Here is a 21,656-nt window from a genome sequence, read left to right on the forward strand (position 1 = left end):
ATGACCGGATGTCCTCGCCGACGATCAGCCGCCGCGCTCGTCCGGCGTACCCGATCCTGCTGTTGCTCGCCCCGGTGCTGGCGGCCGGTTGCGCGACCACCCGGCCGGGGGTGCCGTCCGACGGTGTCGCGCCGACACCACCGGCGGCCTGGGCGACCGCCGACCAGCCGGCGTCGCCGACCCCCACGCCGACGGTGACCGAGCCCAGCCCGCCGGTGTCGTCGTCGGCCGGGCCGTCAGCGACGGCGCCCCGCACCGGGCTGAAGCATGTCTTTCCGGTACGCGCCGACAACGTCGACTATCACCCGACGCACGGGGCGTACCCGGCGACGGACCTCTTCGCCGACTGTGGTGAGCCGTTCGTGGCGGTGACCGACGGGACGGTGTTGGAGGTGAGCCGCGTCGACCGGTACCACAAGCGTGGGCCGCAGGGCCCCGACAACGGTGGCCTGTCGGTCTCGCTGCTCGGCGACGACGGGGTGCGCTACTACGGCTCGCACCTGAGTGCCGTGACCAGCGGCGTCGATGCCGGGGTGCGGGTCCGCGCCGGGCAGCAACTGGGCAAGGTGGGCCGCACCGGCAACGCGAACAACGTCTGTCACGTGCACTTCGGCATCTCGCCGGCGTGCGCGGGCAAGGACGGCTGGTGGATCCGGCGCGGGGTGATCTGGCCGGCGCGTTATCTGGACTCGTGGCGGCGCGGCGGCAATCGCGAACCGGCCGCCGAGGTGACCGCCTGGCACCGCAAGCACGGCTGCCCGAAGGCGCCCTGAGATGGCTGACGCGAGAGATCCCATCGCCGATCTGCGCCGGATCGCGTTCCTGTTGGAGCGGGCGAACGAGGCCACCTATCGGGTACGCGCGTTCCGGTCGGCGGCGAAGGCGCTGGCCGGGCTGTCCACGGCTGAGCTGACCGAGCGGGCCGGCAATGGCACGCTCACCGAGTTGGCCGGGGTCGGTGACGTCACGGCCCGCTGCGTGGCGGAGTCCCTCGCCGGTGAGGAGCCGGTCTATCTCCGCCGACTGGTGGCGACCGAGGGCAGCGATCTGGACGCCGAGGCCACGGCGCTGCGCGCCGCCCTGCGCGGCGACTGTCACACCCACTCGGACTGGTCCGACGGCGGTTCGCCCATCGAGGAGATGGCGCTGGCCGCGGTGGAGTTGGGCCACGAGTATCTGGTGCTGACCGATCACTCACCCCGGCTGACGGTGGCCCGGGGGCTGACCGCCGCACGGCTGCGCCAGCAGCTCGACTACGTGGCGCAGGTCAACGCGGCCCTGCCGGAGGGTTTCCGGATTCTCACCGGCATCGAGGTGGACATCCTGGCCGACGGTTCCCTGGACCAGGACGACGACCTGCTGGCGCGGCTCGATGTGGTGGTCGGGTCGGTGCACAGCGGCCTGAAGGACGAGCGGTCGAAGATGACCCGGCGCATGGTGAAGGCGGTCGCCAACCCGCACCTGGACATCCTCGGCCACGTCACCGGCCGGATGGTGTCGTCGCGTCCGGCCGGGGTGACCGGTCCGGGCGATCGGGGGCACCGTGCCCGTACCCGGGCGGAGAGCGACTTCGACGCGGACGCCGTCTTCGCGGCGTGCGCCGAGCACGACACCGCCGTCGAGATCAACTCTCGGCCGGAGCGGCAGGACCCGCCGAAGCGCCTGATCCGCCGCGCGTTGGAGGCTGGTTGCCGGTTCGCCATCAACACCGACGCGCACGCGCCCGGCCAGCTCGACTGGCAACGGTTCGGCTGCGAACGCGCGGCACTCTGCGGTGTCCCCGCCGACCGGGTGGTCAACACCTGGTCGGCGGAGCAACTGGTGGCCTGGACGCGCGGCTGATCAGCGGACCGGTTCGGCGGCCGGGGCGGCGGGAGCCCCGACGCCGGCCACCGGGCTGGTCCGGCGGCGGCCGAGAACGCCCTGCGAGACCGCGACCCCGAGCAGCACGATGAGCGCGCCGACCGGTTGGTGCCAGTTGAGGCGCTCGCCCAGCGCCAGGGCACCGATCAACACCGCGAAGATCGGGATCAGGTACGTGACGGTGGAGGCGGTGCTCGCACCTGCCACCCGGATGTTGCGCATGTTGATCACGAAGGCGAGCCCGGTGCCGAGCGCACCGAGGGTCAGCACACTTGCCACCACCTTCGCCGACAACTCGGTGGGCAGCGGCGGCAGGCCGGCGACGAAGGGGGTCACGATGGCCAACTGCACGGCGGCGAGCAGCAGTTGCGCGGTGGAGAGCGACAGACCCGAGTGTGCGCTGCCGGCGACGAACCGCTTCTGGTACGGAATAGCCACGCCGTAGCAGGCCGCCGCACCGAAGCACATGAGCTGCCCGGTGAAGTGCGCCCCGCCGATGCCCTCCCAGACCCCGAGCACCACCAGCACCCCGACGAAGCCCAGCCCGAGCCCGACCGCGCGGCGCAGGGTCAGTCGCTCGGTGCGGAAGACCAGCACCGCCAGCGGCAGCACGATCAGCGGCGTGGTGGCGTTCCAGATGCCCGCCAGCATCGACTCGACCCGCTGCTCGCCGTAGCCGAAGAGGGTGAACGGCACGGCCACGCCGAAGGCGGCGACGACGGTCAGGTGTGCCCAGACGCGGGGCTCGCGGGGCAGCCGGTCGCGCAGCACGGCGAGGACCACCAGCAGGGTCAACGCACCGGCGACGACCCGGTAGAGGGTGAGTTGAACCGGGTGCAGCTCGGCCACCCCGACCTTGATGAAGAGGAAACTGGAACCCCAGATCGCGGCGAGGGCGACGAAGCCGGGCAGCCAGGCGCGGACCGGCGCTTTGTCAGGAGTGGTATCGGTGGTCACCCCTGACACTCTGCCGTAACCGTACGACAAAGTCGCGCCCCTTTTCGGCGTCACGCCGTGCCCGGAGCCGCAGCTCGAACTCGACAAACGTCGGCGACAGGGGGGTGGGGTGGTCACGTAGGGTCGCAGCGTGGGACGAATTGATGAACTCGCCAACCGCTACGTGGCCGAGTGGGCGCCGTTGAGCCCCACCGGTGCGACCTTCGTCGGCATCGCCGGCCACGACCACCAACTCGACGACCTCTCCCCCGACGGCTACCGGGCCCGCGCCGACCTCACCCGCCGGACCCTCGCCGAACTGGAGGTGACCGAGCCGGAGACCGAATCGGAACGGACCGCCAAGGAGGCCATGCAGGAACGACTCGGCCTGGACCTCGCCCGGTACGACGCGGGCGAGGTGACCAGCGAGGTCAGCGTGATCACCAGTGGGCTGCACGAGATCCGCATGGTGTTCGACCTGATGCCCACCGCGACCAGCGACGACCAGGCCAACATCGCCGCCCGGCTCAACAGCTTCAGCGCCGCGCTGGAGGGCTACAAGACCACGCTGCGTGAGGCCCTCGCCGCCGGTGAGGTCAGCTCCAAGGTGCAGCTGGTCGAGGTGGCCAAGCAGTGCGACATCTGGGTCGACCCGACCGGTGACAACTTCTTCCACGGGCTGGTCGAGCGGCTGGGGGCGGAGGGCACGCTCGGCTCGGAGCTGCGTCGGGGCGCGGCTGCGGCGACCGCGGCGACCGCCGAGTTCGGCCAGTTCCTGCGTACCGAACTGGCTCCGCACGGGCGGGACAAGCAGGCCGCCGGCCGGGAGCGCTACGAACTCGCCTCGCAGTACTTCCTCGGTGCCAAGGTCGACCTGGACGAGACGTACGCCTGGGGCTTCGCGGAGCTGGCCCGCCTGGAGGCCGAGATGCGGGTGGTGGCCGGGCGCATCGCCGGCTCCGGCGCCACGGTCGACGAGGCCGTGGCCGCGTTGGACGCCGACCCGGCCCGGACCATCCAGGGCAAGGAGGCCTTCCGTGACTGGATGCAGTCGCTGGCCGACAAGGCGATCACCGAGCTGCACGGCACCCACTTCGACATCCCGGAGCAGGTCCGCCGCATCGAGTGCTGCCTCGCCCCGACGAGCGACGGCGCCATCTACTACACCGGCCCGAGTGAGGACTTCTCCCGCCCGGGTCGAATGTGGTGGGCGGTGCCGCAGGGCATCACCGACTTCTCCACCTGGCGAGAGGTGACCACGGTCTACCACGAGGGCGTGCCGGGGCACCATCTCCAGGTGGCGCAGACCGCCGTCCGGGCCGACCTGCTCAACCGCTGGCAGCGGCTGCTCTGCTGGGTCTCCGGGCACGGCGAGGGCTGGGCGCTCTACTCGGAGCGGCTGATGGACGAGCTGGGTTACCTGGAGGACCCGGGCGACAAGCTGGGCATGCTCGACGGCCAGGCGATGCGTGCGGCACGGGTGATCGTGGACATCGGCATGCACCTGGAGCTGGAGATCCCGAAGGACAACCCCTTCGGTTTCCACCCGGGCGAGCGGTGGACGCCCGAGTTGGGCTGGGAGTTCATGCGGGCGCACTGCCGGGTTCCGGACGAAAACCTGCGCTTCGAGCTGAACCGCTACCTGGGCTGGCCGGGGCAGGCACCGTCGTACAAGGTGGGTGAGCGGATCTGGCTCCAGGCCCGCGAGGACGCCAAGGCCCGCAAGGGCGCCGACTTCGACCTGCGCGAGTTCCACCGGCAGGCGTTGGACCTGGGCGCGCTGGGCCTCGACCCGCTGCGTCGGGCGCTGGCCCGGCTCTGATCGGGCTGCGGCTGCGCACGCCGGCGGTACGAAGAGTCCGCCGTCGTGCGCAGCCGCGCGTTCAGCCGAGGGTCAGCGCCAGCGCCGGCCGCGCGGTGAGCGTGTTGCTGGTGACGTACGCCAGGTCGATGACCGGGTCGGTGAACGTGACCGAGAAGGGCACGGTGATCGGGATGCCGTCCGGAAACGGCAGGTCCGGAGTCAGAGTGACCTTGATGCCGAGCAGCTTGCCGACGAACCGGGTGGCGTAGAAGGCCACGTCACCGCTGACGGTCAACCGGTCGGTCGCGTACCGCTGGTTGCGGCCCTCGGGGCCGTCGGCGCGCAGCAGGAAGTCGTCGGTCACCGCCTCCCGCATGCTGAACTTCAGCACCTTGAGGTCGCCCTTCACCGTGTGCAGGTCGGTGATTCCCTCGAACCGCAGCTGGGTCATCTTCACCGAGGACCCGGTCAGCTTGGACGGTGTCCGTGCGACCGTCGGCAGGTTCGGGTCGTCGGCGATGCGCGGCAACGGCTTGCCCGGCTCCACCCTCCCCGGCTTGCCCGGCGTCCCCGGCTTCCCGAGCGGCGGGGACGGGCAGGTGATCGGCCTGGGCCGGGTCGTCGGCGTGGCGCTCGGTCGGGAGGTCGGGGCCGGCGACGGCGTCGCGCTCTCCTCCTCGTCGCCACCCGCGAGCAGGTCACCGATTCGGTCCAGGATGCCGCCGATGATGCTGCCCCGCGTCGGGCTCGGAGTCGGTGTGGGCGTGGCCGCGCTGCCGCTGGGCGACGGGGTGGCGGTCCGGGAGGGGGTGGGGCAGGCGGTCACGGCCGGTCGGGTCGACGCGGCCTGCACGGCCTGCGGCTGGGAGGCCAGCCCGCCAACGGCGAGGCCGATCACCACCAGGACGATGCCGAAGGTACGCGGGTCAGCCGCGTGCCCCGGCCCCTCCGCCCGCGCCGGCTCGGAAACCGCCGGTTCGGGGCCTGGCTGCTGCGGGATGGCCTGTTGTTCGTCGGCCGCCCGCTCGGGTGGCTCCTGCCCCGGGCTCGACGCGTCGGCCTCAACCGGCTCGGGCGGCGCGGGACGGATCGGCGTCCAGGCGAAGGCGAGGGCGCTGCCGACGATGCCGAGCAGCAGGCCGACGAAGAAGCCGCCGAGGTTGAGCCCGATCAGCGAGTACACCGCGGTGACCGCCGCGACGATCGAGTAGAACAACCGCTGCGCCGGGGTGAACCAGAGCAGTAGGCCACAGGTCACCAGGATGACCGGAATCAGCAGTGAGAGCAGGCCGGTGGCGCCACTGTGGAAGCTGAGGCCGTTGAGGGTCATCCGGGTGGAGGCGAACATCTCCAGCCCGGCCAGGGCGATGAGCAGTCCGCCCCAGAACGGCCGGCTGCGCTGCCAGCGGCGGAAGAGCCGCCACGCCTGGGCCGGGCCACCGGGCCGGGCGTGGGACGGGTTCGCGGTTGTCACGTACTCCTCCTGGCCGAGCAGGAACGGGACCGAGCGGGGGTGGGTCCGGGCGGGAACGGGGACGTGGCCCGGCCCGCGGTGGTGAACACCGCGGGCCGCGGCTCAGGTCAGAAGCACTCCTTGCCCTTGGCGTCGTCACCCACGTTGACCTTGAGTCGGAGGCCGACCAGGTTGAACGTGGCCGCCGTCGTGTAGCGGGACACCTGTCGCAGGTTGGTGATGGTGACGTGCTCGGAGTTCTGGCCGAACGAGCCGGCCTGCGCGCTCGGGTTCAGGTCGGTGGCGTCCCGACCGATCTTGATGTTGGTGAAGGTCGCGTTGCCGTTCAACGTGTCCATCGCGATCAGCAGGTCCTTGGCGCGGGCGGGCTCCTTGCCGTCGCCGGCGTTGATGGTGAGCACCACCGGCAGGCCCGGCAGGTCGGCGCGGACGGACTGGCAGAGGCTGTACAGCTCGGCGCTGCTGATCTCGGAGAGCGCGACCGGGTGGACCTGGCCGGGCTTCCCGTCCTTGCCCTTCTCGCGGACGATGCCGCCGTACTGCCTGAAGCCGTCTCCCTCAAGGCGGTCGGCGCCAATCTTGAACGTCTGCCCGGAGACCGTGATGTCGGACGCGATCGCGCCGGTCGACATTCCGAACAGGATGGCGCCGGCAGCCGCCGTGGCGGGCACCAGCAGGGCGACGAACCGCCGCCATCGGGTACGACCCTGACTGTCAAACCGATCCTGCACGGGTTCCTCCTCGGGTCGATGCGCGCGAGTGGCCGGTCCTGGACGGGCGGCCCGCACTGGGAGCCCGTGCTGTGTTACCGGCTGGTAACCATCGGGCTTGATGGTGCACCCGTTGCGGCGCAGGTCACAACCCCCCACCTACCTGGCGGCAACGGACGGGCAACCCGCCGAAGGTGCGATGTCACAGGCCGTCAACAGGAGTGCGCCCGCAACCCTCCGATATAGCCACAAGGCAGGCGCGTCGCGGCAACGGATTCAGCACAGGGTGAGGCTACATTGACTAATTACAATCGAGTAACAAATGTAAAGCACGCAGGTCAGTCGGACTGCTTCATGAGCGAGGGGGTGGACCGCGTCGCGGTCCACCCCCTCGGTCGTACGTCGTACGCGCGTCAGCGTTGCTCCACCTCGCCCGGAGCCGGACGCTGGGTCGGCACCGTCGGGTCCTCCGACTTCCAGTTCGTCGAAGCCGGCGGGATCTCGTCGGTCAGCACCCCGGGCTGCTCGGCGGTGTCCGAGTCGCGTACCGGCTCCTGGTCCACCCGGGTCGGCGTCGGGTCGGCGCGGTGCCGGGCCGCCCCGCCCTCGGGTCGGGTCACCAGCCACACGCCGAAGATGACCGCGAGCAGGCCGAGGACGCCAGCGACGATCGGACCCCAGAAACTGATCAGACCGATCTTGAAGCGGTTGTCCTTCACCGTCTCGACACTGCGGCTGACCGTGTCATCGGTGTAGTTGAAGTCCGCGTCCAGCAGCACGGTGGGGGTGCCGGTGGTGGGGCGCAACTCCTTGTGCTGCTGCTCCCGCACGTTCACAAAGGCGCCGGTGACCGGGTCCACCCAGACCGTACGGATGTTGCTGTAGACGATCTGGCCGCCGGCCGCGCCGGGGGCGAACTTGCCGACCAGCGTCTGGATGCTGCTCTCCGGGGTGTTGAGCACCTCGTTATCGATCCGCTGCTCGAAGCGGTACGCCTCAATGCCCTTGATCTTCTCGGTGCCGAGGAACTTCGCCGGAGTCGCCCGCTTCAGATCGCGGTCGAAAATCTGGTAGTCACGTTTGGCAGTGCCGAACGGGAACTTGTAGATCTGGCCGGTGTACTTCACATTGCCGACCGGAGTTCCGTCCGCCCCGGTCTCGTTGAGCCACTGCTCCTTCCACGACGCGGCGGCGCCGGAGATCCGGTCGAGAGCGAGTTCGGTGCTGTACTGGCTGACCACGTCCTGGTTGTCGGTGCGCCTGACCGTCTGGTAGACGTCCCAGATCACCGCGTCGCCCTTGAGCTCCTTGGGCAGCCGGTCCTTGGTGTCGTCAGGCTGTGGAATGACCTCGACATTGGACACCAGATCGGCCTGCGGAACCTCGATGGTCACCGAGTCGCCAACCCTGGTGATCTTCAGGAACCTGGCATTCTTCGCCTCGGCGACCGATGTCGTCGGCTCAAGATCGTAGGGGAGCTTGGTCACGGCAGGGGCCACGTAAAACGGCAGCCCGGCCGCGAAGACCAGCAATAAGACGCCAAGCCCGAAGAGCGCGGCGCCCACGCGAAGCTTCACTCATCCTCCTGTAACCTGCCGCCCTACGACCTGTTGTCCGGGGCACCCGATCCTTAACATGGCGGGAGGTTACTCCCCGGTCACCTTCAAAGCGACCCCCTGGATGTCCAGATGTCCACAGCCGCCGCGCCAACAGTTTCGGAGCCTTCGGTAACCGGCCGACTTCCCGCCCTCGACGCGCTGCGAGCAATTGGCGCGGTGGCTGTCGTCGGTCACCACGTCGGGTTCCAGACCGCCGTCACCATGAACACCACCTGGGGCGGCTGGCTGGCTCGACTGGACGTCGGCGTCGCCATCTTCTTCGTACTGTCCGGGTTTCTACTGTTCCGGCCGTGGGCCCTCAACGCTGCGACGGGCCGGGCCCGCCCCCGCGCCGAGCGCTACCTGTGGCGGCGCGCGCTGCGGATCCTGCCCGCCTACTGGTTGGCGATCGTGGTGTGCCTGACCGTCCTGCCGCAGAACAACCAGGCGTCCGTCGGCGACTGGATCCGCCACCTCACCTTCACGCAGATCTACCAACCGGGGCAGTTGCGCTCAGGGCTCAGCCAGACCTGGAGTCTCGCCACCGAGGTCGTGTTCTACCTGATCCTGCCGCTGGTCGCCGTGCTCGCCGTCGGGCGGTCCTGGCGTCCGGTCCGGACCGTCCTGATCGTCAGCGGGGGCGTGCTGATCACCGCGGGGTGGCTCACCCTGCTGGGGCTCGGCGGGCTCAACGCCGCCCTGCACACCATGTGGCTCCCCTCGTACGCCGCCTGGTTCGGCACCGGCATGGCACTGGCGGCGGCGCACGTCGCCCTGCGCACCGGGACCGCGCCCGCGGCCTTCCGGGTCCTGGACGACCTGGCCTCCGCGCCGGTCACCTGCTGGGCCGCCGCCGTCGGGCTGATGGCGATCGCGACGACGCCGGTCGCCGGACCCCGCGACCTCACCGAGCCGACAGCCGCCGAGTTCGGCGTGAAGCTGGCCCTGTACCTCATGATCGCGGCGCTGATCCTGATCCCGGTGGCCTTCGGCGGGCCGAGTCGAACCAAGGAGATCTTCGGCAGCTCGTCCGCCCGGTGGCTCGGCGCGGTGTCGTACGGGCTGTTCCTGTGGCACCCCATGGTCATCGAACTCATCTACCTGGTCGACGACCGACCGCTCTTCTCCGGCGGGCTGCTCAACACCTTCGCCCTCACCATGGCCTTCGGTCTGGTGTACGCCGCGGTCAGCTACTACGGCGTCGAGCGGCCCCTGCAACTGCTCGGTTCGCAACGGCGACGCCGACCGTCCGGGGCTGGACCGACGTCCGGGACTCCCGCCACCGACGTGGCCGCACCGGCCACCACACCGTCGACCGTCGCGGCTGGCACGCCGATGCCCACGGTCGGCGGGTAGCGCTCAGCGCTGGCCCATTGGGGCATTGCCGGCCGGCACACCAGCCCCTAATGTGACGCGCGTCGCTAAATTACTTGAGAGTAGGGTTCGCGTGGAGCGTCGCTTCGGCATGCCCGGACACGTGTTGTTCCTCAACTGGCGAGACACCCGCAACCCCGAGGGTGGCGGTTCCGAGGTGTACGTCGAACGAATCGCCGCCGAGCTGGTGGCGCGCGGCTTCCGCGCCACTCTCTTCTGCGCCGCCCACAGCCAGGCTCCCGCCGACGAGATCAACGAAGCGGGCGTACGGCTGGTGCGGCGCGGCGGGCGACACACCGTCTACCTCTGGGCGGCATTCTGTTACGTCGCGGGCGCGCTGGGCATCGGCCCGCTGGCCTCCCGCCGAGGCGGCCGGCCCGACGTCCTGGTCGACGTCTGCAACGGGTTGCCGTTCCTCGCCCCGCTGTGGGCGCGACGCCCGGTGGTCAAGCTGATCCACCACGTACACCGCGAACAGTGGCCGGTGGTCCTTCCACAGTGGGCGGCCCGGTTCGGTTGGTGGATCGAATCGTCGCTCGCCGTACGCCTCTACCGGCGGTGCCGGTACGTCACCGTCTCCGAAGCGACCCGCCGCGAGCTGGCCCAGCTCGGCGTACCGCCCGAGCAGGTCTCCGTGGTGCACAACGGCACCCCGACACTGCCGGACACCGACGTCGAGCGGGCGACGTTCCCGCTGCTGGTCACGCTGAACCGGCTGGTGCCCCACAAGCGCGTCGAGGTGGCGTTGCGGGCCGTCGCGGCCCTCGCCGACGAGCTGCCCCAACTCCGCCTGGTCGTCGCCGGCCAGGGCTGGTGGGAGTCGCACCTGCGGGAACTCGCCACGGAACTCGACATCACCGAGCGGGTGGACTTCCGGGGCTTCGTGACCGAGGAGGAGAAGGCCGCCCTGCTGGCCTCCGCCTGGGTGGCCCTCACCCCGTCACTCAAGGAAGGCTGGGGGCTCACGATCGTGGAGGCGGGTTCGGCAGGCACCCCGACGGTGGCGTTCCGGGAGGCGGGCGGGGTCGCTGAAGCGGTCGTCGACGGGCGCACCGGCCTGTTGGCCGACGACATCGACGACTACCTGATGAAGGTGCGCACCCTCCTGCACCGCGATGAGCTGCGGCGGGAGATGGGCGCGCAGGCCCGGGAGCACGCGGCGAGCTTCACCTGGCAGGCGGCCGGCGGACGCTTCGAGGCGATCCTCAGGGGTGTGGAGTCGCCCCGCCCAGTGCCGCGGCGGGGCGAGCCGTCCTACCTGTCGCCGTAAACGGCGGGAGCGTACGGGTCCTTCTTTCCGGCCCGCTTGGCCGCCTCCGAGACGAGCTTGGCCTCGTTCGCGGCCTCCTCGTCGGTGGCGGTCGCGGCGGCCGAGATCCCGCCGAGAGCCAGGATCCCCAGCAACGCCGCCACCAGGCCAGACACGGCCAGGGTCAGAGCTCTACGCATGCCAATCCTCCAATGGCGAGACGTGCGAGCGGACGTTACCACGCGGTAGGTCGCCGGTGTAGTGCCGAAACGGCGGCAGCGATGACCACCAGAAGGGCAGCGCCGAGCGCCGTCACCACGGCCAGCCGGGCCGGCCCCGAACCGCTCGGTTCCGGCACGGTCTCCGGATTGCGGTACAGCTTCAGGAACGGTCCGTCGTGGACGAGCACCAGGCCGCCGAGTATCTGCGAGTCCACCTCGCCGGAGACCTCGCGCTGCACCAGGACCCAGCGCACCCCGGTGGTCCAGACGGGCCGCCCCTCGGCCAGCGCCCGGCGCATCTCGCGGACGCGCGGATTCTCGCCGGCCACCGCGACGTCACCGACCCGGAGCGTGTCGTCGGTCAGCACCGTCCCCGGCAGGTAGCGGGGCGCAGGGTCCAGGACGACGCGACCAGGGTTCCACGAGTACGCGCGGTAGGCGCTCAGCGGCAACGAAAGGATCTCCCCCGGCTCCTCGTCGATGTGCGCGGCCACCACCTGCCAGTCCGCCGGGTAACTCACCGGACGAAGCCGGCCGGCACCGCCGAATGCGAGGTCCGGCATCACGGCCACCGGCAGCAACAGCAGCCCGACCAGGACCACGCCGGCCACCTCCCGGTCGACCCGGGCCACCAGCCGTTCCGCCCCCACCGCGGCGCACAGCACCAGCAGCAGGGCGTACGGGGCCAGGAACTTCTGGCCGTCTCGCAGCAGCCCCGCGCCCGGCACGTGCACCACCGCCCAGCGCAGCGCCGCGTCCCCACCGGGGAGCACCCCGAAGGCGGCGAGAAGACACCCGATCCCGGCGAGCACCGCCAGCCGCGCCGCCCCACCCGGCGGCAGCCGACGCCGCAGCAGACCCGCACCGACACCGGCCAGGATCAGCACCACCAGGGTCGCCACCGGCACCAACGGCGTGGCGCGACTGGCAGGTGTGGCCTGCGCGCTCCAGACGCCGCCGGTGCCGGCCAGCGCCACCAGCGGACCGGCCCAGTTCTCCGCCCGCGCCGCGAACGCCGCCACCCCCGCCGGGTCGGAGGAACCTCCGGCACCGGTGACCAGGGCGGCGACCACCCATGGGGCGTTGAGCACCCCGACCGCGGCCACCGCCTGCCGGGACCTGATCGGATGCATCCGCTGCGACACCAGCGGCGACCGAGGCGCGCGCATCCGGTCCGACGTCAGCACCAGCACCGTGCCCAACGCGATCAACCCGCCGGTCGGCGTGATGGCGGCGGGCGCCGCCGCGAGCACCACCCGGGCGAGCGCGCCGTCGCGCCCCGCCCGCAGGTTCAGCGCCGCCCGCACCAGCCAGGGCAACGCGGCGTACGCGAGCAGCAGCCCCCACTGCCCGATCAGCAGCCGCTCGGCGAGGTACGGGGTCCACGCGTACGCCAACGCGGCGAACAGCCGCACCGCGCGCCGGTCGGTCGGCACCAACCGGCCGGCGCCGACCGCGGCCAGGAAGATCGCCCCGGCGAGCGCCACCCGCTGCACCAACCAACCCGGCACGAGGTGGGTGACCAGCGAGACCAACGCGTCCATCGGCACCGCCCGGGGCAGACTCTGCGCCGGGGCGACGAGATCCCAGGTCAACGGCTGCCGGGGTACGAACACCAGGTCGTACAGCAACGCGTAACCGGGTGCCGCCAGCGGGGCCAGCACCAGCACCGTGACCGCCGCCGCCACCGCGTACAGCGGCAGCGTGTCACGCGACCGTCGGACCGGGGTGGCCCCGACGCCGTCGGTCGGCTCAACCATTCACGATGCCGGCACCACCCGGCCGACGGTGATCAGTTGGGTGCACACTCCGACCCCGGGCGTCCGCACGGTGACCTCGACGGCATCCCCGGAACCCTCCAGCAGGAAGAACAGGTCGTTCAACCCGCGCCGCAGGGTGATCTCCCGGGTGGCGTCGCCGAGCCGGAACAGCGCCGTCGAGTCACCCGAGCTGAGGTAGCCGAAGTGCACGACGTACGGCCACTCCACCAGGTACCCGTCCAACGGGATCCGGGTGGGCCGACCGCCCTCCGCCAGGTGCCCGCAGCCGTCCACCGGGCCGGGCAGGACCTTCCTCCCCTCGACCACCACCGGACGGATCCGGCCGAGGTCGTCGAACGTCGACGGTTTCGCAGCCTCGGTCACGAAGGTGGGCCGCCGCTCGGCCGGGCGGAAGAAGTGCGACTGGAGATTGTCCGGCCAGAAATAGCTGGCGATGACGCGTTCGGGGACGGTGTTGTCCAGGAAGACGGTGCCCGGCGGCGCGGCGGCGAGCTCGGCCTGCGCCGTCGCGAGGTATTCCCGCCCGTACTTCGTACTCCAGTTGTCCCCGAAACGGGCCGTGCTCCACAGGGCGCCCACACCGATGGTCGCCAGCACGACGATCATCGAAACCAGGCCCACCGCGAAGGCCCCCGGCTCCCGCAGAACCGTCGGCACCGGCCACGCCGACACCTCGTCCTCATCGGTGTCCCTGATCCCCAGCAGGGCCGCGCCGACACAGATCGCGGCGACCAGCACCACGTCGGCGACGTACCGGGGGACGAGACCGATCAGCGGGCCGAGCGGCGCACCAAGCCGGGTCACGGCGAAGAGCGCGGTGACCAGCCCGAGGTAGGAGATGAGCAGCAGCCAGGCCCGGCCGGCCGACGGACGCCGCCGGACGGTCACCACCACGAGCGTCGCCAACACCGCCCAGGACAACCACTTGGCGATGTCGTACGGGTCGACGAGCGGGGGGCCGTCCCCGGCGTAGGACCACCGCCAGGGGCCGCCGAGCAGACCCGGCACCACGGTCTTGCCGACCAGGTCACCGAGGAAGGCGAGGACCTGACCGACCGAGGGTGGGTCGCTCAGTTCACCCGAGGGACGGGTCAGGTAGAACGCCAGGTACCCGCCCGACAGCGCGGTGAGCAGCAGCCAGGCCGGCCAGTGCCGACGGATCGCCGTCACCAGGCTGCGCCACACCCCACCGGACGTGAAGAGGAAGACGGTCAGCAGGAACAGCAACGGCACGATCAGCAGCGACTTGGTGTCGAAGAGCAGGCCGAACAACACCCAGAACGCGACCATCACCAGGTGCCGCAGGCGACCGGTCCGCACGTACCGGACCTGGGCCGCCACCGCCAGCACCAGGGCCAACTGCATCGGCAGCACGAGCAGCCCGACCAACCACAGCGAGGAGACCTCAAGCGTCAGCGGGCTGAACACGAACAGGCACAGCGGGATGAGCAGGCCCCAGCCGGGCCGGAGCAGCGCACGCAGCAGCCGGTACACGGCGATCCCGGTCGCCGCCTGGCCAACTGCCAGCAGCAACACCCACGGCCAGGTGGCGAAGGCCGCCGCCCGCACCATCACCCACGCCACCAACAGCCCGCCGGGCATGAGGTGGTTGTTGAACGTCCGCAGGAGATAGTCCGGATCCAGCCCGGTGTCGAGAACCTGGGCGGCGATGACGAACTCGTCCTGCGAGAACCAGCCCCGGCTGGCGAGGCCGGCGCGCCAGGCGACGGAGACGGCGATGAGGGCGATCGCCACGGCCCGGATCGGGTCGGCGCGCAGCCATCGGCCGATCGGCCCCGGCCCGTCGCCACCGGACGCGACGCGTTCCGGATGCGACTCGACCTCAGCTTCTGGCATTGACATGGTCGGCAGCCTGCCACACGCTTACACGCCGTGGGGACGGCCGTTCTCCCGATAACGCCACCGCAGCGCCCCTGGTCGCCCGTCCGTGCCCGGTCCGGACAACGCCGCGCGACAGTCGTCAGCTGCAGGTGCGCGTCCGGCCGGTGCAGACAGGAGCCGACATGCGTGCAGAGGTGGCCAGTGACGCCGATCCAGGGTCCAGCCGTAGCCGGCACACGGCCCGCCGGTTTCGGCACCTGGTCATCTGCATCGCCCTCACCGCCCTCGCCTTTCAGCAGGCCCCCGGCCAGGTCGTTCCCGACACCAAGGTCGACCTGAACGTCAACCCCGCCGGGTGGCTGCTTCGTTCGCTGCACCTCTGGGATCCCACCGGCACCTTCGGCCAGCTCCAGAACCAGGCGTACGGATATCTCTGGCCGATGGGCCCGTTCTTCCTGCTCGGATCGGAGGCTGGTCTCGCGCCGTGGGTGGTGCAGCGGCTGTGGTGGGCCCTGCTCTTCTGCGTCGCCTACCTCGGCGCGGTACGGCTGGCCGGCAGGCTCGGCATCGGCACGCCCGCCGGCCGCATGATCGCCGGCGTCGCCTTCGCCCTGTCACCCCGCATCCTCACCCAACTCGGCTGGTCGTCGGTGGAGGCCTGGCCCAGCGCCGTCGCCCCCTGGGTCCTCATCCCGCTGGTCGGCCTCGCCGCCGGCACGAACCTGCGGCGTGCTGTCGCCGGGTCGGCCGTCGCGGTCGCCTGCGCCGGTGGGGTCAACGCCACGGCCGTTTTCGCGGTGGTGCCACTCGCCCTGCTCTGGCTCGGCACCCTCCAGCCCGTACGCCGCCGCGTCACCGCCCTCGCCGCCTGGTGTGGCGCGGTGGCCCTGGCCACCGCCTGGTGGCTGATCCCGCTGCTGGTGCTCGGCCGATACAGCCCTCCCTTCCTGGACTACATCGAGACCGCCCGACACACCACAAGCGTCACCGACGCGGTGACCACTCTGCGCGGTGCCTCCTACTGGGTCGCCTACCTGGCCTCACCGTTCGGACCGACGATCCCGTCCGGGGCGCGACTCGCCAACGAGACGGTCCTGGTCGCCGCCACCCTGGCGGTCGCCGCCCTCGGCGTCCTCGGGCTGTCCCGACGCGGGATGCCACACCGCCGGTTCCTCGTCACCGGTGTGGTGCTCGGCGTCGCACTCGTCGGTCTCGGGCACGCCAGTGACCTGCCGAACATCCTCGCCGGGCCGCAGCGGGAGTTCCTCGACGGTCTCGGCGCACCGTTGCGCAACGTGCACAAGTTCGACGTCCTGCTCCGCCTCCCCCTGTGCCTGGGCATGGCACACCTGATCGGCCTGGCCGTCCGGGCGGCGCGCACCGCGCCCGCGCAGCACCGTCCGCGAACCGTCACCCGCGCCTGGCTGACCGCCGGTGCCGCCATGGTGGCCGTCACGGCGGTCGCCACGCCCGCGCTCGCCGGCGGTCTCGCCACACCGGGCAGTGTCAAGGAGGTGCCCGGCTACTGGCACGAGGCCGCCGACTGGCTCGACGCGAACACCGGGCGCGGGCGGGTGCTCGTCGTGCCCGGGGCCCGCTTCCCGTCGTACGACTGGGGCAGCACCACCGACGAGATCACCCAGCCGCTGCTCAACAGCCGGTGGGCGGTGCGCAACGCCATCCCGTTCACCCCACCGACCACGATCCGGCTGCTGGACGTCATCGAGTCGACGCTCGCCACCGGCTCCGGGTCGACCGGCCTGGCGGACCTGCTGGCCCGATCCGGGATCAGCCACGTCCTGTTCCGGGCCGACCTCGACCACGGCCGCTCGGACACGGCCCGCCCGGCGGTGGTCCGTCAGGCGCTGGAGCGCTCACCCGGATTGACCCTCGCCACCTCCTTCGGCCCTCTCCGCGGCGGGCCCTCGTCCCCCGACCAGTTCCGCGACCATGGGCTCGACGTGCCCGTCCGGGCGTTGGAGGTCTACCGGGTCGACCGGCCGGTCGACCCGGTGGTCGCCTACGACAGCACCGACGTGACCACCGTGGTGGGCGGCCCCGAATCACTCCTCGATCTCGCCGCGACGGGGCAGCTCGGCTCGGCGCCCACCGTCCTGGCCGGCGACGCACCGACCGCCGGCGTCGGCGGGCCGGTGGCGATGACCGACGGGCTGCGTCGACGCGACGTGTCGTTCGGCGGGCTGCGCGACAACACCTCCCAGACGCTGACCGCCGACGACACCTTCGAGGTCGCCGCGCCCGCCCACGACTACCTGCCCGAGTGGGGGGCGGAGCACTCCACGGTCGCCCGCTTCGAGGGCATCAGCGCGATCCGCACCTCCACCGCCCGCTCGCAGGTGGACTCCCCCGGCGGTGCCCGCCCGGAGCACCAGCCGTACGCGGCCATGGACGGCAACCAGGCGACCTCCTGGCAGTCCGCCCCGTACGCGCCGAGCGACCGTCAGTGGATCGAGGTGGGCCTCGCCAACCCGACGACGGTCACCCGGGTCGAGGTGTGGTTCGACCTGAAAGCCGATGCCCTGCCCACGACGGTCACCGTCAGCGCCGGGTACGAGAGCAGCACCGTCGAACAGTTCACCGATCACATGGTGTTCGAGCTGCCCGGCGTCCACGCCACCCGGGAAGTCCGGGTCTCCGTCGACGGGGCGTACGACCTCCGTCCGTTCGGAAACGGCTCGGTCGGCATCGCCGAGATCAAGATTCCGGGCATCCGCACCAGCCGCACCCTGGTCCTCCCCGCCGCACCGGTGACCGACCGGCCGGCGACCGTCGTCGTGTCGGCAGCACCCACCACCCCGGCCTGCTTCACCGTCGACGGGCACCCGCGCTGCTCCACCGACGCCATCCGTGGTTCCGAGGACGGGTCCACCATCGACCGGACCCTGACCCTGCCGGCGGCCGGGGCGTACGACGCCAAGCTGTGGGCACGCCCGACGGCCGGCCCCGAGTTGAACGACGCCCTCGACAAGCTGGTGACCGACGCGCAGCCGCTGCGCCTCGCGGCGCAGATCAGCGCCTCCTCGACGGCCGTGCCCGACCCGACCGGCCGGGCCGGCGCGGCGCTCGACGGGAACCCGGCCACCAGTTGGTCACCGGCGACCGACGACGAAGCACCGATCCTGCGGCTCAAGTGGCTCAAGCGGCAGACCATCACCGGGCTCCGCTTCGCGGTCGACGACAAGATGGCCGCCACCCGGCTGGGCAGTGTGCGCGTCGTCGGCGACGACGGCTTCCGCAGCAGCCTGCTCGGCGACGACGGGTTGCTCCGCCTGGACCCGCCGATGCGGACCGACGAGATCACCATCCAGTTCCTCGACAAGCCGTCCGCCACCAGCACCGACCCGTACAAGCTGCGGTTGCCGGAGCGGCTGCCCATCGCGGTCGGTGAGGTGACCGTGCTCCCCGGAGCACCCACCGTCGGACGGCGCCTGGACGCACCCCTGTCGCTGGCGTGCGGATCCGGTCCCACGCTCCAGGTCGGCGCGGCGCGGGTGACCACCTCGCTGCGCGGCACGCTCCGCGACCTGCTGGAGATGCGCGAGATGCCGGTGACGCTGTGCGGCCCGGACACACCCCGGCAGCTCGACCTGGGCCGCGGTGAGCACCGCATCGTCGCCACACCGGGCCAGCTGGCCGCGCCCACCACCGTCGCCCTGGTGCCTCGGACGCCCACGCGGCCCTCAGCGACCGCCAGCGCCACGGTGATCGAGTCCTGGGCGGCCACCGAACGACGGGTACGGGTGGCCGGTCACCCCGTCGACCGGGTCCTCGCCGTACGGGAGAACACCAACACCGGCTGGCAGGCGACCATCGGTGGGCGGACGCTGAAGCCACTGGTGGTGGACGGGTGGCAGCAGGGCTGGATCCTGCCCGCCGGCGCCTCCGGGGAGGTGCTGCTGCGTTTCGCCCCGGACACCACGTACCGGGCCGGGCTGCTCCTCGGTGGCATCCTGCTCGCGGTGGTGGTCCTGCTCGCGGTGCTGCCCGCCCGACAACCCGCCGGGCGGACCGCGGCTGCCGCCGCACCGCGCGGCCGGCGCCGGGTCACCCGCTCGCTGCCGCTGCTGGCCGTCGGGGCCGCCGCGCTGGTGCTGTGGAGCGGCCTCATCGGCGCTCTGCTGGTCGCGGCGGGCTTCATGCTGGCGGTTCCCGGCCCACGTCGCCTGCTCTGGCCGGCCGACCCGCGTCGAGCCAGGACGATCAGCCGGGCCGTCGAGACGTGGCTCCCCGGCGCGCTCGTCCTGGTCGCCGGATGGTTGTACCTCGATTCGACGCGGCGGAACACCGACGCGCTGCTGCAACTCACGATCGTCGTCGCCCTGGGTGCGCTCTGGCTCTCCACCGCCGCCCGACGACGGCCGGTACGCCGGGCCACGCCGACCGTCGTGACCTCGGTCCCGGCGGTCCCGGCGAACCCGACCCCGGAACCGGCCACGCCGACCCAGCCCGACCAGGCCGAGACATCACCGCCGGAGCGGGCAGGACCGGCCGACGGGCAGCTTCCGACCTTCTCCGAGATCACGTGAGCCCGCGACGAGCCGTCGGTCCGGAGGGGACGGCCCAGACGGAGCTGACCCGCGGATGGAGCACGAGCCTCGGCACCGCCGGGATCAGCGTCACCCTGGCCGGGATTCTCGTCAACGGCCTGGCCTACCTGGTGCCGGTGCTGGCCGCCCGGCGGCTCGACCCGGCCGACCTCAGCGCGCTCGCCGCCGCCCTCGGTCTGGTGGCCATCGTCGGTGTGCCCGGGCTCGGCCTGCAACTGGCCGTCGCCGTGCACCACGCCCGACACGGACCCTCCGACACCCGGCGGCTCACCGCAGTCACCGCCGCCGTCTGCGCGGCAACCCTCATCGCGGCGACGCCACTGCTGGTCACCGCCCTGGATCTCCCGGTCGAGATGCCCGCGCTGCTGGCGGTCACCACCGCCGCGATCGTGCTCTGCTCCCGGTCCCTCGGGGAGTTGCAGGGTGGACAGCGCTTCGTCCGACTCGCCATCGGGATGGCCCTGCTCGCGGCCGGCCGCTACGGCGGCGTGATCGCCGGGTTGCTGCTCGGTACGGGACCGACCGGCGCGTTGGCGGTCGGCGCGCTGACCGCCGCGCTCACGCCGGTGGTCCTGGCCCGACTCGCCCGCGAGCCGGAGCGACAGTCCACCGCACCACGGCTGACCGCCGCTCAGGTCGTCGCCGGCGGTGGCGCGACCCTGGCGATGCTCGTCGTCTCCTACGCCGACCTGCTCCTGGCCCGGCAGCTGCTGTCCCCGTCGGACGCCGGGGCGTACTCGGTCGGCACCGTCCTGAGCAAGGGCGCGCTCTGGGCGCCGCAGGTCGCCGCCGTCCTCGCCCTTCCGCGGCTGGCACGCGGCGACCGGCGCAGCCGGTCGGTGGCGCTCGTGGTGACCGGCGCGTGCGGCGGGGTGCTGGTGCTCACCTCGGCGCTCGCCGGCGGGCTCGCCTTCCGCCTCGCCGGTGGACCCGACTACGACCACCTCGGCCGGTACGCGCCCCTCTTCGCGGCGGTCGGCGCGCTCTACGCAGTGACGTTCGTGCTGCTCAACGACCGCCTCGCCGCCGGTGCACGGTGGCCGGCGGCACCGCTGTGGATCGGCATGGCCGGCCTGGTCGCCGTCACCGCTGCCCTCCGGCCGCACACCGTCCCTGGTCTCCTCCTCGCGGCACTGGGCACCGCCATCGGCACCACCGCGATGATGGCGGTGGCGGCCCGTCGGCCCGCTCGGACCCCGGTGGTCGAGCCCGACTAACTCTCCGCGAGCCAGTCCGCCAGCAGGCGGTGGTCGATCGCGTCCACCCGACCGAGCGGACGCCCCGAGGCCGCCCGCTCCCGCAGCTCCGCCCGGGTGAACCAACGCGCCTCCAGCAACTCCTCGCCGTCGACGCGTATCTCCTCGGACGTGGCGGTGGCCCGGAAGCCCACCATCAGACCGGCGGGGAACGGCCACGCCTGCGACCCCTGGTAGGTCACGTCGGTGACGGTCACGCCCGCCTCCTCCGCCATCTCCCGACGGACCGCGTCCTCCAGGCTCTCGCCGACCTCGACGAAGCCCGCCAGCGTCGAGTACGCGTCCTCCGCCGCGCCCGCGTGCCGGGCCAGCAGGCAGCGCCCCGGCCGCCCGGGCGCCTCGACCAACACGATGATCGCCGGCTCGATCCGGGGGAACAGCAGGCGTGCGCACTCCGCGCCGGTGCAGGTCCGCAGGTGCCCACCGCCGCCGGCGACGGCCGGCGAACCGCACGTCCCGCAGAACCGCTGCTGCCGGTGCCAGTGCAGCAGACCCCTGCCGTACGCCTGGACGGCCGCGTCACCGGGTTCGAGCCGCCCGACCAGCGCCCGCACGTCCACGGACCGCACCGCACCGGCCATCTCCACGGCAGAGGCTTCGGGCAGTGCGGAGAGGTCCGCGGCGAACACCGCGACCTCCGCGTCGAGCCCCAGGAAGACGGTGTCACTCGCGGCGGATCGGACCAGCGCCGCACGATCCGCGCTGAGCCGGACCGGCCCGTGGCCGTCGACGAGACAGCGGTCCCGCCACATCGGCACCAGCACGGTGGTCGGCTCCGCGAGCAGCGCGGTCAACCGCGTCGGATCGGTACGCAACAGGCCCGCCCGGTCCAGCCAACCGCCCCCGTACGCCAACACCCGCTCCGCAGTGTCCACCCGGCCACCGTGCCACGTCGGTGATCCGTCGCCGGCACCGCCCCCACAGCGGCGCGACACGCCGAACGACACGCGGTAGCAGTGCCTGGTGGGCTCAGCCCACGG

The 21,656-nt window shown here is 71.9% G+C and carries 14 protein-coding genes and 1 pseudogene; 7 read left to right on the forward strand and 8 right to left on the reverse strand.

The features are described from left to right. Positions 1-8 precede the first annotated feature (8 nt). A complete protein-coding gene (locus EV382_RS24395; RefSeq protein WP_130405526.1) occupies positions 9-773 on the forward strand; it encodes a M23 family metallopeptidase in 765 nt (254 codons plus the stop codon). 1 nt (position 774) lies between these two features. Beyond that, positions 775-1,842: a PHP domain-containing protein gene (locus tag EV382_RS24400; protein ID WP_130405528.1), complete on the forward strand. Its 1,068-nt coding sequence runs from the start codon at positions 775-777 to the stop codon at positions 1,840-1,842. Here EV382_RS24400 and EV382_RS24405 read toward each other — a convergent pair. Next, positions 1,731-2,820 (reverse strand): annotated as a pseudogene (locus EV382_RS24405) (DMT family transporter); the annotation flags it as partial. The gene EV382_RS24400 and the pseudogene EV382_RS24405 overlap by 112 nt on opposite strands. Positions 2,821-2,950: 130 nt before the next feature. On the opposite strand from EV382_RS24405, the gene EV382_RS24410 reads away from it, so the two are divergent. Continuing rightward, complete coding sequence (locus EV382_RS24410) at positions 2,951-4,621, forward strand: DUF885 domain-containing protein (protein ID WP_130405532.1); 1,671 nt, start codon at positions 2,951-2,953, stop codon at positions 4,619-4,621. Positions 4,622-4,682: 61 nt separating this feature from the next. Here EV382_RS24410 and EV382_RS24415 read toward each other — a convergent pair whose 3' ends face one another. The 3 genes from EV382_RS24415 to pgfA all read right to left on the reverse strand — a co-directional run bounded on the left by EV382_RS24415 (position 4,683) and on the right by pgfA (position 8,364). After that, a complete protein-coding gene (locus tag EV382_RS24415; RefSeq protein ID WP_130405534.1) occupies positions 4,683-6,077 on the reverse strand; it encodes a DUF6114 domain-containing protein in 1,395 nt (464 codons plus the stop codon). 107 nt (positions 6,078-6,184) lie between these two features. Then, a complete protein-coding gene (locus EV382_RS24420; RefSeq protein ID WP_130405536.1) occupies positions 6,185-6,808 on the reverse strand; it encodes a DUF6230 family protein in 624 nt (207 codons plus the stop codon). 392 nt (positions 6,809-7,200) lie between these two features. Continuing rightward, positions 7,201-8,364, reverse strand: coding sequence for a cell envelope lipid trafficking protein PgfA (gene pgfA / locus EV382_RS24425; protein ID WP_130405538.1), 1,164 nt, complete (start codon positions 8,362-8,364; stop codon positions 7,201-7,203). A gap of 111 nt (positions 8,365-8,475) precedes the next feature. Between pgfA and EV382_RS24430 the strand changes: the two genes are divergently transcribed. Together EV382_RS24430 and EV382_RS24435 are read left to right on the forward strand one after the other, a co-directional pair. Next, positions 8,476-9,741, forward strand: a complete 1,266-nt coding sequence (locus EV382_RS24430) for an acyltransferase family protein (RefSeq protein WP_130405540.1) — start codon at positions 8,476-8,478, stop codon at positions 9,739-9,741. A gap of 109 nt (positions 9,742-9,850) precedes the next feature. Continuing rightward, positions 9,851-11,029 carry a glycosyltransferase family 4 protein gene (locus EV382_RS24435; protein ID WP_130409158.1) on the forward strand — a complete coding sequence of 393 codons (1,179 nt, stop codon included), beginning with the start codon at positions 9,851-9,853 and terminating at the stop codon, positions 11,027-11,029. Here EV382_RS24435 and EV382_RS24440 read toward each other — a convergent pair. The 3 genes from EV382_RS24440 to EV382_RS24450 are packed head-to-tail and all read right to left on the reverse strand — an operon-like array spanning position 11,014 to position 14,867. Continuing rightward, positions 11,014-11,208, reverse strand: a complete 195-nt coding sequence (locus tag EV382_RS24440) for a hypothetical protein (protein WP_130405542.1) — start codon at positions 11,206-11,208, stop codon at positions 11,014-11,016. The genes EV382_RS24435 and EV382_RS24440 overlap by 16 nt on opposite strands. 35 nt (positions 11,209-11,243) lie before the next feature. Further along, entirely contained in the window at positions 11,244-12,989 is a 1,746-nt protein-coding gene (locus tag EV382_RS24445) for an MmpA family trehalose lipid delivery protein (protein WP_130405544.1), read from the reverse strand. Continuing rightward, complete coding sequence (locus EV382_RS24450) at positions 12,990-14,867, reverse strand: hypothetical protein (protein WP_425272000.1); 1,878 nt, start codon at positions 14,865-14,867, stop codon at positions 12,990-12,992. Between the two features lie 167 nt (positions 14,868-15,034). On the opposite strand from EV382_RS24450, the gene EV382_RS24455 reads away from it, so the two are divergent. Together EV382_RS24455 and EV382_RS24460 are read left to right on the forward strand one after the other, a co-directional pair. Further along, positions 15,035-19,399, forward strand: coding sequence for an alpha-(1->3)-arabinofuranosyltransferase (locus EV382_RS24455; RefSeq protein WP_130405548.1), 4,365 nt, complete (start codon positions 15,035-15,037; stop codon positions 19,397-19,399). Then, positions 19,396-20,637: a polysaccharide biosynthesis protein gene (locus tag EV382_RS24460; RefSeq protein ID WP_425271927.1), complete on the forward strand. Its 1,242-nt coding sequence runs from the start codon at positions 19,396-19,398 to the stop codon at positions 20,635-20,637. Before EV382_RS24455 ends, EV382_RS24460 begins: the two co-directional genes overlap by 4 nt. Here the strand turns inward: EV382_RS24460 and nudC are convergent. Then, positions 20,634-21,551 (reverse strand): NAD(+) diphosphatase, encoded by a 918-nt coding sequence (gene nudC / locus EV382_RS24465; protein WP_130405550.1) that lies wholly within the window; start codon positions 21,549-21,551, stop codon positions 20,634-20,636. The genes EV382_RS24460 and nudC overlap by 4 nt on opposite strands. Positions 21,552-21,656: the final 105 nt, after the last annotated feature.

The sequence above is a fragment of the Micromonospora violae genome, assembly GCF_004217135.1.
GTDB lineage: Bacteria > Actinomycetota > Actinomycetes > Mycobacteriales > Micromonosporaceae > Micromonospora > Micromonospora violae.